The 16161-nt window shown below is 46.5% G+C and carries 1 protein-coding gene; it reads right to left on the reverse strand.

The annotated features are described in order from the left end of the window. Positions 1-34 precede the first annotated feature (34 nt). Positions 35-16120 carry a non-ribosomal peptide synthase/polyketide synthase gene (locus tag ICW23_RS04735; RefSeq protein ID WP_188154101.1) on the reverse strand — a complete coding sequence of 5362 codons (16086 nt, stop codon included), beginning with the start codon at positions 16118-16120 and terminating at the stop codon, positions 35-37. Positions 16121-16161 lie beyond the last annotated feature (41 nt).

The following is a 16161-nucleotide window of genomic DNA, read 5'->3' on the forward strand; positions in this document are numbered from 1 at the left end:
GGCATTCATGCCGGGACAGCCGCTGCCCCCGTGATTAGAAATCCAATTCGATTGTGCTTGCGAGATGTTTACTTTTGTTTACTTTTTCGCTTAATTGAATGTCTTTTAAAGGAATGGATGGGTTTCTCATAATCGCCGAAAGAATCATGACGTAATCCTTGGCCAATACAGCAATGGTTTTCTTTTTAAACAGTTTCGTACAGTAATCAAAACTGCCTTGAATCTCATCTTGATCTATTAAGAAGTTCAGCTGTAAATCAAACTTGGCTGCCGTCTCCGTTTGTTCATAAGGTCTGACTGTGAGAGAGTCCACTTCAATATCCGTTTGTTCCGTATTTTGCAGGACAAACATCGTATCAAACAATGGATTTCGGCTTAAGTCCCGTTTTACACCCAGTTTTTCAACTAATTCTTCAAAAGGATACTCTTGATGTTCAAAAGCCTTCAGCATGGTTTCTTTCGTTTCCGTTATATAATCCAAAAATGTCTTTTCCGCCATCGGAGCGGTGCGGATGGCTAATGTATTGACAAACATTCCGATAATGGGTTCCAAATCCGCATGCGGTCTCCCCGCAATAGGGGTGCCGACGACGATATCATCCTGACCGCTGTATTTTGTCAGCAGTATGGAATAGGCCGAGAACAAAATCATGTAAGCGGTCGTTCCGGTCAATTCTTCCAGCTGCTTTATCCCTTGGGTGACAGTCTTATCGAGCGTAAAATTGTGCCTTTTTCCATCAAAGCTTCTAACCGGCGGTCTCGCAAAATCTTTCGGCAGCTCGAATGACGGGAGCTCTTCATGAAATACACCAAGCCAATACTCTTCCTGCTTCTTGATTCGTTCTCTTTGTTCTTTTTGATGTTTCCATTCCGTAAAGTCTTTGTACTGAATACGGAGCGGAGCTAACTCTTTGCCGTCATACAATTGAATCAGTTCTTCGACAAAAATATTCATGGAGGCGCCGTCCGTGATGATGTGGTGCATGTCAAACATGAAAATATGCAGGTCTTGTTCTAACTCGATGAGTCCGGCCCTGAGTAATGGAGCCTGGCTGAGATCGAACGGCCGCACGAAGGTGCGGAAACATTCCTCAACCTCGTCAGCTGTTGCCTTGTATCTTTCCATCGAAAACTCCACTTGCGGTTTGATCACCTGCATCAGTTCTCCGCGGACCATTTCAAAACCGGTACGCAGCGATTCATGACGCTGGATCAGTCTTTGGAAAGCGGTTTGCAAGCGATTCATGTCGAGTTTTCCTTCTAATGTAAGGATTCCCGGCATATTGTAGCTCAGTTCTCCGCCTTCTATTTGTGTTGACAGGTAAACCATCTTCTGCACGGAAGATACAGGATAGACATCTTTTGCTTTGGCTTTCGGAATGTAATCCGGCCCGGTGTTTTCAGCTCCTGCAATAGCCTTTGCCATTTCTTCAACTGTCGGACATTGAAAGACTTCTCTCAATGAAATGTTTTTGCTGAATTGCTTATGAATTTTGGCGATGAGCGTCATCCCCCGCAACGAGTGGCCGCCCAAATCGAAAAAGTTATCTTTTACACCTATTTCTTTTACCTTCAAAACGTCTTGCCAGATGCATATCAGCTGCTCTTCCATATTCGTCCGCGGAGCAACGTAATCGGTTCCCGTTTGCAGACCTGCTTCAGGCATCGGTAATGCTCTTCGATTTACTTTTCCATTGCCGGTTAGCGGCAGTTTCTCCAGCTGGATGAAGTATGAAGGGATCATGTATCCCGGTATTTGACCAGCAAGTTTTTCTTTCAGCTGACTGATCGAGAGTGATTGCTCCGCTGTAAAATAGGCATATAAATCGCTTTGGCCATCGGTATTTTCTTTTGCTAGGACAACTGCTTCCTGTACGTGCTTGAGAAGAGCGGCCTCCACCTCACCGAGTTCAATCCGATAACCGCGGATTTTGACCTGATGGTCTCTCCTTCCCGCATATTCAATGTTTCCGTCAGGAAGGTAACGGGCCAGATCGCCTGTTTTATACATCAGCTGATTCGAGTCATATGGGTGCGGAACAAAAGTTTCGAGTGTCAAAGGCTCCCTGTTATGATAGCCTCTGGCCAGGCTCACTCCTGAAATACAAAGTTCACCGACGATTCCGACAGGCTGAAGCGTTCCGGCTTCATTCAAAATGAAAATCTCCGTATTTGAAATCGGTTTGCCGATCGGCTGAAGCTCCTGATCTGTATTCGGATCAACGGTATACATGGTCACGACATGCGTCTCCGACGGACCGTAATGATTATGCAATGTGACTTGATGGCGTGCCAGCATGTCACGCAGCATACTTGTTGCGATGAGCTGTTCTCCCGCAGCGATGATGTGATCCACGCACTCGGCAAACGGTTCGAAATAGTGTTTCTCTGAGGCAAGGAGCTTAAGGAACGCTGTCGGAAGAAAGGCTGTTTGTATCCCGTGCGTTCTGACAAAATCATTGAGCTGACGTATGTCACGTTTTGCCTCATTGCCGATGATAAAGAGTGTTCCTCCGCTTGAAAGCGCGGAGAACATTTCTTGATAGCAGACATCAAAGCTCATTGCGGCAAATTGCAGCACTCTGTCAAAGCGAAGCTGCGTATGATCCTGCTCATAAGCGAGCAGATTCGTCATCGTCTTGTGCTCCAGCTGAACGCCTTTCGGCTGCCCCGTTGTGCCTGACGTGTAAATAACATACATTAAATCATTTTCCGAGCAGGAAAGATTAAGATTGTCTGCTCTGCCTTGATATATCATCGGATCATCAAGCAGAAGCGCTTCTCCTTCAAAGAGCGGCGGAATAGCGTGACCTGCACAAGTCAAAAGCACGTCGGCACCGCTGTCTTTCAGCATAAAAGCCCGCCGTTTTTCGGGAAGCTCCGGATCGATAGGAAGAAATGCTGCGCCGGCCTTTAATATGGCTAAAATGCCGATGATCATATGTGCTGAGCGATCCGTGAGAACGGCAACCACCTGATCAGTGCAGGCACCCTTATCTTGAAGGACGCGAGCCAGCTGATTGGAGCGTTCATTCAGCTGACGATAAGTCAGCGTCTGATTTCCAAACCGGACGGCTTCATGATCCGGGTTAAGCTCAGCCTGCTGCTCAAAAAGCTGATGAACCGTAGTTGGAATTCGTTTTTCCGCAACTGCAGTATCGTTAAAGAGTTGCTGAATGTTTCTTTCCTCTTCCTTGGTCATCATATTCAGACGAGCCAGCTCGGCATCAGGCTGTTTAATAATCGAATCAATCAGCTGCACAAAATGCCCCATCATGCGTTCGATCGTTTCCGGTTTAAACAGAGCCGTCAAGTATTCCATCGTGAACTGAATACCCGCCTCTTCTTCCACAGCCGTTAAGGTTAAATCAAATTTAGCCATCGTATGTCCGTTTGGATATGGTTTGAAAGTGACGTCATTTATCTCTAACTGTTCCTGCTCTGTGTTTTGAAGCACAAACATGGTGTCAAACAATGGATTACGGCTCAAGTCTCTGGCGATATTCAGTTGATCGATCAGCGCTTCGAACGGATAATCTTGATGTTCATAAGCTTTTAATGCATTCTCCTTCACCTCGGACAGATACTGAGAGAACGTCTTCCCTTTTTCAGGGTAATTTCTCATGGCCAATGTATTCACAAACATTCCGATAATCGGTTCCAAATCGGCGTGCGGTCTTCCCGCTATAGGACTGCCGACAATAATGTCTTCCTGGCCGCTGTATTTTGAAAGCAATAATGTATAAGACGCAAGGAGCACCATATATAAAGTCGATTCGGTTTGGGATGCCAGCAGCTTTAATCCGGCGCTTTTTTGCTTATCAAGCGTAAAATGCATTGTGGCTCCCGCAAAATCCCGTGCCGACGGCCGGATATAATCGGTCGGCAGATGAAGGACAGGAACGTCGCCGCTGTACAGCTCTAACCAATAGGCTTCTTGATTTTGGATCTGTTTTAACCGCGCTTCGCCGGTCTGCCATACTGCGTAGTCCTTGTACTGGATGCGCAAAGGCGGTAATGTTTCTCCTTCATAAATGCGGATAAATTCTTTAATCAATACGCTCATGGATGTTCCGTCAGAAATAATATGGTGCATATCAAACATCAGAATTCCGCGGTCAGGTTGAAGTTCAATCAGCCCCACGCGAAGCAGCGGCGGCTCATCCAGATGAAAAGGACGAATAAATTTGCGGATATAAAGGTCCGCATCATTTTCTTCTGCCTGATACCACTCTACTTCGAACTTTGCGTGATCTAAGACATACTGAACGGGTTCTCCGTCAGCCATTTTAAAACCGGTGCGCAAAGATTCATGGCGCAAAATCAGCGTGCGGAAGGCTTGCTGCAGCTTGTCACGGTCAAGCTTGCCTTCGACAGCCATCAGTCCCAGCATGTTGTAACTGAGTTCTCCGCCTTCCAAGTGATTCAGGATGTACAACCGTTTTTGTGCTGAGGATACCGGATAATAAGGTCTTTCTTCAATTGCAGGAATCGCGGCATACCCGGTCAGCTCCGTCTTCGTGATCGTCTGTGCGAGCTGTTCAATGGTTGGAAAACGGAAGACGTCCCGCAAAGGAATTTGGACATGCAATTGCTTTTGTATTTTTGCAATCAGCGCCGTTGCCCGCAGGGAGTGTCCGCCGATCTCAAAAAAGTGATCTCTGATCCCCACCTGCTCTAATCCGAGGACATCCTCCCAAATTGCTGTCAGCTGGATTTCTGCCGAAGTTTGGGGCGGGACGTACTCTATGCCGCTGTCACGCTTTTTGACCGGAGCCGGCAATAACTGGCGATTCAACTTCCCGTTTGGCGTCAGCGGCATCTTATCCAGCTGAACAAAATGAGCCGGGATCATATATCCCGGTAAATGCCGGGCCATTCTTTCGCGAAGTTCACTGATCTGTATTGTCTTATCCGCAGCAAAGTATCCGCACAAGTAATATTCATCATCTGCATCTTTAAGGGCAGCTGCGGCGGCTTCTTGAATATCAGGAACGTTCAGCATCACCGATTCGATTTCACCGAGTTCAATCCGAAAACCTTGAATTTTCACCTGATGATCAATCCGGCCGATATATTCAATATTTCCATCCGGCAGAAGGCGGGCCAGATCACCGGTTCTGTACATTCGGTCCTCCGGTACAAACGGATCGGCAACAAATTTTTCGTCCGTCAGTTCCGGCAGGTTCAAGTAACCCCGCCCGACACCGTCACCTGCAATATACAGCTCGCCTTGGACGCCCGCCGGCTGCAGCCGTTTTTTTGAATCAAGAATGTACATGCGGTTTCTGCCTAACGGCTTGCCTATAGGGACATAGTTTTGGCTGCGTGCCCACGCATCGGAAGAACATTCAATGTTGAACAGAGACGCGTCTACGCAAGTCTCCGTAGGCCCATATACATTGGTAATCCCAGGCTCAGCGCCATGATCGCCGAATAATTGCATGAGCTTATTTACCGTCGTTTTGGAAAGAGCCTCTCCTCCGATTAAAAGATGCTGAAGCGTGACTCCCTGCAAATCACCTGCAGCTATCAAAAGCTTTAAGTGGGCAGGTGTTCCGTCGGTGATGTCAATCGAATGCTGCCGATAGTAACGGCATAAGGCAGCACCGTCTGACACAATCTCTTTCGGAACAATAAACAAGGTATGTCCTGACAGCAAGGAAGCATACATTTGCTGAACAGAAGCATCGAAATAATATGGAGCGAGCATGGCTACATTCAGCTCCGCATCGTAGGCAGAGTAAATTTGGCGTCGAAGTCCTTCAATCAGGTGAATGACCTGGCGATGTTCAATTAACGTGCCTTTAGGCTTGCCTGTCGTACCGGAAGTATAAATGGCATAGGCCAGTTGACTGGACTGATAAGAGAGTGCAAGACTGCTGTCTTTTTCGTGATAGAAATGTTCCTCCATGAGATCAATACATGTTCCTGGAAAGCCGATGTCATCCGGAAGCTTCCCGCGGTAAAGCAAAACGCTGATGCTTGAATCATTTAAAATATAACTGATGCGTTCAGACGGAGAATCAGGATCTATCGGCAAATATGCGCCGCCCGCTTTTAAAACTCCCAAGATGCCTACAATCATCTCAAGCGAGCGTTCAGTCATAATACCGACAAGCTGATCCGTCCGCACACCTTTTGCCTGCAAGGTTCGCGCAAGCTGATTGGCACGCCGGTTCAGTTCTTCGTAGGTGAATTGTTTACCCTCGAATACAACCGCTGTATTGTCCGGAGTACGATGCGCTTGCTCCTCAAACAGCTCATGTATCGTTTGTTCACGCGGGTAATGCATGTCATTAGACTGAAAGCTGCTGAGCAGATGTTCTTTTTCTTGCTGAGAGAGAAGCTCCAATTCTTCTATTTTGACAGACGGCTGCTGTAATACTTGCTGCATGAGCTGTTCAAAATGTCCGGAGAGCCGCTCCACTTCTGATTTTTCATATTCGTTTTCATTAAAACCGAAATGAACGGCCAGCTGTTTGCCAGGTATGACAACCACATTCAAATCATAGTGGGAGTGTTCCTGCATATAAAAATTCGTAATGTTCAGCTTCGTACCATGATGGCCCGTCTCTTCGACCTGCTGTCCGATCGGATAGTTTTCAAAGATCATGATATGGTCAATCAGGTTCTGCTTTTGTTCCGTTTGGGCCTGAATTTCGTATAAAGGATAAGTATCATATGCTTGGGAAGTCAACGCTTTTTGTTGAACCATTTGCATCGTATCAGCAAAAGAGCTGGTCTCATCGCAGCAGACCCGAACCGGAATGGTATTGATGAACAGGCCGATCATCTGTTCCACATCAGGAATTTCCGCCGGCCTTCCCGACACGACACTGCCAAAGACAACGTCTGCGGACCCGCTGTATTTCTGTAATAAAATTCCCCACAACGTTTGGATCAACGTATTTAACGTAACCTGATGCTGATTTGCGATCTGCTGTAATTGTTTTGTCTGTTCGTGATCAAATTGGCAGATCACCTTGGCATAAGCGTATTCTTTTTGCTCATGCTGCGGTGTTTTATGAAGAAGCGCGGTTTCACCTTTATATCCTTCAAGATACTCGCTCCAGAACCGCTTTGCTGCTCCCTGATCTTGGCGGTCAAGCCACTCGATATAGTCGCTGTAAGGCGCTGCAGATGACGGTTCTGTCCCCCTTCCTTCTTGTAAGGCGCTATAATGATCAAACACTTCCTTCGTGATAAGAGACAGGCACCAGCCATCCATGACAATATGATGGAAGCTCCAAATCAAATGATAGTTGCGGTCTTCCATGCGGAAAATTGCTATCCGCATCAGAGGATCGCGAGCCAGGTCAAATCCTTTTGCCTTGTCTTCTCTTTGATAGGCTGCGATTACATCCTCACGCCGGTGATCCTCTATGTCACGCAAATCTGCAAAATGAATTTGCGGTTTTTGCGTTTTATAGACAATTTGCAAAGGAATATCGTTCCAGCCGCTGTAAAAACGGGTTCTGAGCACGGCGTATCTTTCAAACAATCGCTCCAAGCTTTGTTTAAACCAATCAATCTTTAACTCTCCCTGCAAATCGAACGATGCTTGTTCAAAATAAGAATGTGAGTCCTCGTCCAGCAAGCTGTGGAAGAGCATTCCTTTCTGCATCGGAGTGAGCGGATACACGTTTTCAATCTCACCTGTATGCGGCAGATGAATGAGGAGCTGATCCAATTCGTCAATGGACATGCCTTTTAACAAAATATCGCTTGGTGTCAGTTCCGATTGTTCTTTCTGAACGCAATGCGTAATGATTGTCCGCAGGCGGCTTTGAATCGTTTCCGATAACCGCTTGATTGTTTCTTTTGCGTACTGTTTGCTGCTGTAGCTGATCGTAAGCTTGAGCCGGCCCTCGGTGATCATTCCGTTTATATTCAATACATACGGTCTTTCTTGATTTCCGCTCGAGTCTGAACCGCAAGAATAAGAAGATAATTGAACCCCATGCTGCTGTAAATCTTGGTCAAACTGTCCCAGGTAGTTAAAGCTGATCTCAGGATTGAGCTTCGATGGCATTCCGCCGCTTAAGTACCTTGCTATTCCATATCCGATCCCTTTATGCGGAATTTGGCGCAGTCCTTCTTTGGTCGTTTTGATATAATCAGAGATTTCTTTGCCTGGCTGCGCGTGCAGCACAACCGGGTACAGACTAGTAAACCAGCCGACCGTGCGCGATATATCCATATCCTGAATGATCTGTTCTCTTCCGTGTCCCTCTAAATGAATCGGAATCCGGTCAAGCCCCGACCAATGGGATATAGAAAGACCAAGAGAAGTTAAAAGCAAATCATTTATTTCCGTGTTATAAGCGCGATTCGCTTGTTTTAATAAGAGCTCCGTTTCCTCTTTCGTCCATTCCGCAGTTGCTGTTTCACTGTCTTTTGCAGTTGTATGGGTTTCCTGAAAATCTGTAGGCAGCGGTTTTACTTCGGTTTGTTCGATCTTTGTCCAATATTCCTGTTCTTGTTTTATCGTTTCACTTTGCGCATATTCTGAAAGTCTCTTAGCCCATAATTGGAAAGAGTCTGTTTTTTGCGGCAGTTGAATCACTTGCCCGTTCTCGGCTTGCCTGTAGCCGGTCACGAGATCCTCCAGTAAAATGCGCCATGACACCCCGTCTACCATCAAATGATGGATGGCGATGAGCAAATGATCTCCATCTGCACATTGAAACAATCCGGCTTTCATTAACGGGCCATCACTTAAATGCATACTGCTTTGTATCTCATCAGCCTTGGCTTCAATGGTCTGCCCTGGGTCGGATTCTGCTTTCAGATTCAGGACTTCAAGGTTGTACAGTCCGCTTTGGGCGATCTCTGCATGATGTGCCTCGTAACCCTTTTCCGTAGTCTGGAACGTCATCCGGAGCGCATCGTGATGTTCTGTTATCTTTTGCAGGGTTTGACGAAGCGGCGTTTCCCGAAAACCTTCCGGCGCATGCAGCATGACGGCTTGATTATAATAATGCGGATCTATTGTTGTTTGTTCAAAAAACCAATGCTGAATAGGAGTCAGGCTGACTTTTCCTTTGACCTCACCTTGATCGGCTATACGCAGATTCTGCTTGATATGCTGACTCAATTCAGCAATCGTAGCATATTGAAACAAGTCTTTGATTTCCATTTTGTATCCGCTCTGTTTTAATCTGGATGACACTTGGATTGACTTAATGGAATCTCCGCCAAGTTCAAAGAAATTATCAAGAATACTGATATTCTCTGCGCCTAATACCGATTCCCAGGCAGAAACTAATATTTCTTCCGCTTTTGTTCGGGGAGCTTTATACTCTGCTCTGTCCTGCAGCTCGAAATCCGGAGCCGGCAGCCCTTTTTTGTTTATTTTTCCGTTAGACGTTAAAGGCATTTCATCAAGCTCGATAAAATAAGCCGGAACCATATAACCCGCCAGGCTGTGAGACAGTTGTTTCCGGAGCCGGGCTGCCGTTGTTTGCCCGCCGCTCACGTAATATGCACACAATTGTTTAAACCCGTTGGCATCAACTCTTGCTGTAACGACAGCTTCCTTGACCGCTTCTTCTTGAAGCAGCGCCGCCTCGATTTCGCCTAATTCGATACGGTAGCCTCTGATTTTCACTTGTTCATCTATTCTGCCCGCATATTCAATGTTTCCGTCAGCCAGCCACTTCGCCAAATCTCCGGTCTTATACATCTTGGCTCCCGGTTCGAACGGGTCATCGACGAATTTCTCTGCCGTCAATTCCGGACGGTTCAAATATCCTCTTGCTACACCGGCGCCGCTGATATAGATTTCTCCTGGGACACCGATCGGCGCGGGTTTCATATTCTCATCCAGCACATAAATGCTCGTGTTTGCCGCAGCGGTTCCGATCGGTACCGATTCCCGTCTGTCCTTTGCGGCATCATAACGGTAAATCATGCAGCCGACAACGGTTTCCGTCGGCCCGTATTCATTGCATATTTCAATCCGGCCTTCGAACTGTTCATGAATACTTTGGGCTAACCGGGTGCTTAAGTTTTCTCCGCCCACAATCATTCTTCGGACAGCCGTTTGATCGGCGATGTTCATTTCCTTCAAAACCTGCAAATGGGCCGGGGTCAATTTAATAATATCCACCCTCGGGTCCTGCACAATCGATTGAAGCAGAGCTGTTTTATCCTCTCCGTCATAGACGATGATCGTATTACCTGTGATAAGCGGTGTGAAAATAGAAGTCACCGTCAGATCAAAAGAGATGGAGGAGTACAGCGGGAAGTTGGTTTTCTCGCCTTTTACATAAACTTCTTTCGCCCACCAAATATAATTGGTCAAGCCCCGGTGCTCGATTAATACGCCTTTTGGCCGCCCTGTGGAACCTGACGTATAAATGACATACGCCAAATGGCTTGCATCACTTATCGGTGGAAGGTCAGAGTCATCTTGGTGATACGACTCTTCATCATCCAGTAAAATCGTGACGCCTTCATAGGAAAGCTGTTCCCTGACATCTCGCTGCGTCAAAACGATTCCGGCTTGGGAGTCATCCAGCATATACCGGATGCGGTCTTGCGGATATTCCGGATCTATAGGGACATAGGCGCCGCCTGATTTTAAAACGGCAAGGATTCCGACCACCGATTCGATGCTGTTTCTGCTGATGATGGCTACCGGATGATCCGTCTGTACACCCATCGCTCTTAACGTCCGCGCCAGGCGGTTTGCCCGCTTATTGAGCTCTCCGTACGTGAGCTGCCTGTCCTTATCAATGACGGCCGCTTGATCGGGCGTACGATGCGATTGCTCTTCAAATAATTGATGTACCGGCGTCTGCGGAAATGGCGCAGCCGTGTCGTTAAGCGTCTGCAGAAGGGTTCTTTTTTCACTTTCCGTTAACAAATCTACTTGATCCACCCGGATATCCGGATCTGTCACGACCTGTTGCAGGATTTGCATGAAATGTTCCCGAACCCGCTCTATGCTTGCCCGCTCATATACATTGGCATTGTATTCAAAAGAGATGTTCATCTCGTCGCCCGGTATAACGGTCAAATTAAAATCATAGTTGGTCTGCTCTTCCATTTGTACGTTGGAAATGGTGATGGATGATCCGTTTTGCCGGCCTATGCTCTCCATATATTGATCAACCGGATAATTTTCGAAGATCATTAAATGTGTAATTAAATCTTGCTTTTGCGTTGTACGCGCTTGAATATCGTACAACGGGTGCGTCTCGAATTGTTGAGATGCTACAGCCCTTTCCTGCGCTTCTTTCATAAGCTCGGCAAACGTTGTCCCGGCTTCACACCTGAACCGGACGGGAATGGTGTTAATGAATAAGCCGATCATCGTTTCCACATTCGGAATTCCGGCCGGCCTTCCCGATACGACACTCCCAAAAACAACGTCCTTGCTTCGGTTATATTTCTGCAGCAAAACCGCCCATGCCGTCTGCAGCAGCGTGTTCAGCGTGACATGGCGCCCGCCGGCCGTCTGCTTCATTTTTAAAGTGAGGTCGGTGCTTATGTCACACGTCACTTTCTCCGGAATGTATCGTTCTTCTGGTGCATGGTGATCCTTAGGAAGGCCGGTTTGTTCTTCATATCCTTCCAAGTATTGATCCCAATAAGCCATGGCCTCTTTTGCATCTTGCCGGCCGAGCCATTCAATATATTGACTGTACGGAGTAATTGGCGATTGTTCAGGCTGATTTTTGTGAAGCAAGGCAAAATAATGCTCGAATATTTCTTTTGTAATCAGCGGCAGGCACCAGCCGTCCATCAAAATATGGTGGAAACTCCAGATAAAACGGTATGTCTTTTCATCCGTACGAAGGATGAATAACCGCATTAACGCGCCTTTCTCTAAATCGAACCCCCGCATCTTATCTTCTCTGGCATATTCTTGAATCATCGCGTCTTTTTCTGATTCCTTCATCTCGCGTAAGTCAATGAATTCAAAACCGATCTTTTTCGTTTTCAATATGATTTGCAGCGGCTGATCCTTCCAGCCTCTGTAAAAATTCGTCCGGAAAATATCATATTTTTGCGATAAGCCATCCAAGCTTTTTGAAAATGCATCAATGTCTAACTCTCCGTGCAGATCAAACATCGTTTGCTGAAAATAAGCACCTGAATTCGGATCAAATAAGCTGTGAAACAGCATGCCCTTCTGCATCGGCGTTAATGGATAAATATTTTCCGCTTCGCCTAATTCACGCGTCTGCTCCAAAAGCTGTTCCAGTTCGTCGATTGAGATGTCTTTTAACAGGATGTCACTTGGTGTGAGAGAAGTCTGCTGCCGGCTTACGCAATGCGCAATGACTTCTTGCAGACTTTCTTTCAATTCCCGGGCAAATTGCGCCATAGTAGATCTTTCGTATTGTTTGCTGCTGTAACTCAGTGTCAGCGATAATGTCCCTTCAGAAATCATGCCGTTTAAATCAAGAACGGCTGTTCTCTCTTGGTTTTCGTTCATCGATAACCCTGTGGAAAAAGGCGACATGCGCAAAGCTTGATGATTCAGGTTTTGATCAAACTGCCCCAAGTAATTAAACGATATTTCCGGATTCAGCTGCAGGCTGTCGGCTTCGGGATGCCCGGATACATATTTGATGATGCTGTAATTCATTCCTTTATCCGGGATACGGCGCAGCCCTTCTTTCACGGTCTTAATCCGCTGTGACAAGTCTTTTCCGGCTTCCATTCTCAGGACGACAGGGTACTGGCTTGTAAACCATCCTATCGTGCGGGAGATATCCGCATCCGGAATAATCGGCTCCCTCCCGTGCCCTTCCACATTTACGGCAATGTCTTCCATGCCAGTCCACCTGTGAACCGCGAGACCTAACGAAGTCAGCAGCAGATCATTGATATCCGTGTTGTAGGCGCGGTTCGCTTGTTTTAACAATTGCTCCGTTTCCTCTATTGACCATTGAATCGTCACTTCTTCGCTGTCTCTTAATAATGAACCTTCGCTTATTTTGTCCTTAGGCAATGGCTGCGGCTCCGTGCTTGAAAGCTCGGCCCAATAAGCAATCTCTTCTTCCATGTCGGTTTCTTTCGCATATTTGGACAATTGATCAGCCCAGAATGGAAATGAATCTGTTTTTTGCGGAAGGCGGATCGTTTGTCCGCGCTCTGCCTGCTCATAACCGCTTGCAAAATCTTCGAGTAAAATGCGCCACGATACTCCGTCAATCACCAAATGATGAATTGCAATCAGCAAATGATCTCCGTCGGGGCATTGGAACAAACCAAGCTTCATCAAAGGCCCCCGGTCTAATGCCATGCTGCTTTGAATCTCATTCGCTTTATCGGAAATTGCTTGAGCAGGATCGGTTTCGCCTTTATAATTCATCACTTCCAGATGATATAATTCACTTTCATCCGTTCCTGTAATTCGCGGAGCGTACCCGTTCGGTGTTTTTTCGAAAACCATCCTAAGGGCATCGTGATGTGATGCGAGCCGTTCCATCGTCCGGCGAAGCGGAGCCTCTTTCAAGCCTTCCGCCGAATATAACATGACGGCCTGATTGTAATGGTGAGCTTGCGGCATTTTTTGTTCAAAAAACCAATGCTGTATCGGGGTCAGGTTTGTGCTGCCGGTCACTTCCTCTTGATCAGCCATCCTGCCGATCGGCAAGACAAATTGACTTAGTTCTGCAATCGCGGGATATTTAAACAGATGTTTCATATCAACCTTGTATCCGGCTTGATACAATCTGGAAGACACCTGAATTGATTTAATCGAATCTCCGCCATAATCAAAGAAATTATCCATAATTCCGATACGTTCTGCCCCTAATACTTCTTGCCAGATAGACGCCAGCAGTTCTTCTGTTGTGTTCCGCGGGGCTATGTATTCGTTATCCGTCAGCGTATTTTCTTCATCAGCAGGCAAAGCTTTCAAATCAATTTTTCCATTGGAAGTGAGCGGTATGCGTTCCAAATGGATAAAGTAGGAGGGAATCATATAATCCGGCAGTTTACGGGATAATTCGGCTCTGAACTGCGCAGCAGTCACAGAAGGCTGGCCGACATAATAGGCATACAATTGCTTGGCTCCGTCTGCGCCTTCCCGCGCAATGACTGCAGCTTCACGAACATTTTCCAGATTGAACATGGCCGCCTCTACCTCGCCGATTTCGATTCGGTAGCCGCGGATTTTCACTTGATGATCGATCCGCCCTGCATATTCGATTCTTCCATCTGGCAGCCATCTGGCGAGATCCCCCGTTTTATACATCTTTTGACCGGAGAGATGCAAATGCTGAACAAATTTTTCCTCCGTCAGCTCAGGCCGATTCAGGTAGCCGCGGGCCACCCCGGCGCCTCCGACATACAGCTCTCCCGGTACGCCGATCGGCTGGATTTGCTGGTGCGCTCCTAAAATATAGGCTTGATGGTTCGCCACCGGTTTGCCGATTGTGATCTGTTCATCAGCAGACTGAACAGGGTGAAAGGTCGATACCACGCTGTTTTCTGTCGGTCCGTATTCATTATTGATCCGAATGTGAGGCTGCAGAGAATACAGCTTCTCAACTGTGTCTGTTTCCAGCTGCTCTCCGCCTACAACAACATGCTGAACATCAATGAAGTCGTCCGCGTTCATCTCTTCGATCATCGTTTTCAAAAGACGGGGAGAAGTTGAAAAATGTGTAATCCGCTCTTGTTTCAAGACATTTTGAATGGCGAAAAGGTCTTTATTTTCTTCATTCGGCAAAAGGTGCAAAGTCGCACCCGAGATAAGCGGGCCGAAGAAATTTAAAATGAACGCATCAAAAACATACGGGTACAAAACAAGCACGCGATCCGCCGGAGAATGCTTGAAAAACGCCTTCTTCCACTGGAGCGAATTCACAATACCGCCGTGTTCAACCATGACTCCTTTCGGCTTTCCTGTTGTGCCCGAGGTGTATATAACATAGGCTAAATGGCTGTGTTCCGCTATCGGTGATAACAATGAGGCATTCGCATGGTATGATGTTTCATCATTCAAATCAATCACCGGGCCGTCAAAGGCGAGGCTGTTTTTTAAATGTTGCTGAACAAGGAGAACGTCTGCATTCGCATCATGAAGCAAATATTGAAGCCGCTCGTTTGGATATTCAGGGTCCAGGGGCACATAAGCGCCCCCCGCCTTCCAAACGGCTATGATCGACACGATCATCTCTAACGAACGATCAGCCAAAATGGCGACCAATGTATCGGCTTGAACCCCGCAATTACGCAATGTTCTTGCCAAACGGTTTGCCTTTTCATTCAATTCCCTGTACGTCAAATGGGCGTTTTTAAACTTGACGGCCGCATGCTCAGGCGTTCTTTCTGCCTGCTCTTCAAATAATTGATAGACGGTTCTGCTCCCGGAGTAATCTCTGTCGGTATCATTAAAATCAAACAATAGTTTCTGCTTTTCCGCTTCGGGTATCATTTCTGCCGTATGGATCTCCGCTTGAGGGTGAAACAAGATTACGGAGAGCAGCTGATCCAAATGGGCTGTCATTTGATCCATATAGCGCTCATCGTACAGATTGCCGTTATAAAAAAGCTTTAAATGAATCCCGTTGTTCTCCAAATCAAAGTGAAAAAGCGTATCGGCTGCAATATCTTCTTTAAATTGCAAAGAATGAATTTCGTTAAGCGAAACGACAGTATGAATCAGCGGCAGACGCTCATCGTTGTAATGCACGTTTAGATGCTGAACCATTTTTCTAAACGGCAGGTTTTGATTCTTCAGAGAATCATTAACGGCTTCTTTCAGCTGTTCAAACACGGTTTTAAATGTACTCTCGTTTGAAAGCGTATTTTTCAAAAGAACAACGGTGTTAACGGCTGACAGGCTTCTTTTTTGCTTCGATACCGTTGGAATGCCGAGAATCAGGCTCGTTCGATCGGTATATTTATACAGCAAGCATTCAATACCTGCTAATAAAATCAAATAGGCCGCCATATCGGAATGATTCGCCATTGTCATGACTCTTTGAGATACTTCCGGAGATAAGGAACGGCAGATATATTTTTCCTGATAGCCGGTACGGGCCAATGACGCATTATCCGCTGCTTTAAAGTAAGGGAATGCACTTAGGCCGTCCTCTTCGTCAAACAGGTTTTCCCAGTACGTTTCTTGATTTCTAAATACCGACATTGGAGCACCTCATTTTATATAATTTAAAGAAATAAATGCTA

The organism is Bacillus sp. 1021 (assembly GCF_014534735.1).
Classification (GTDB): Bacteria; Bacillota; Bacilli; order Bacillales; family Bacillaceae; genus Bacillus; species Bacillus siamensis.

Excerpts from the sequence above, each read along its gene's own strand:
- ICW23_RS04735 (WP_188154101.1), bottom strand. The coding sequence starts at position 16,120 with ATGTCGGTATTTAGAAATCAAGAAACGTACTGGGAAAACCTGTTTGAC.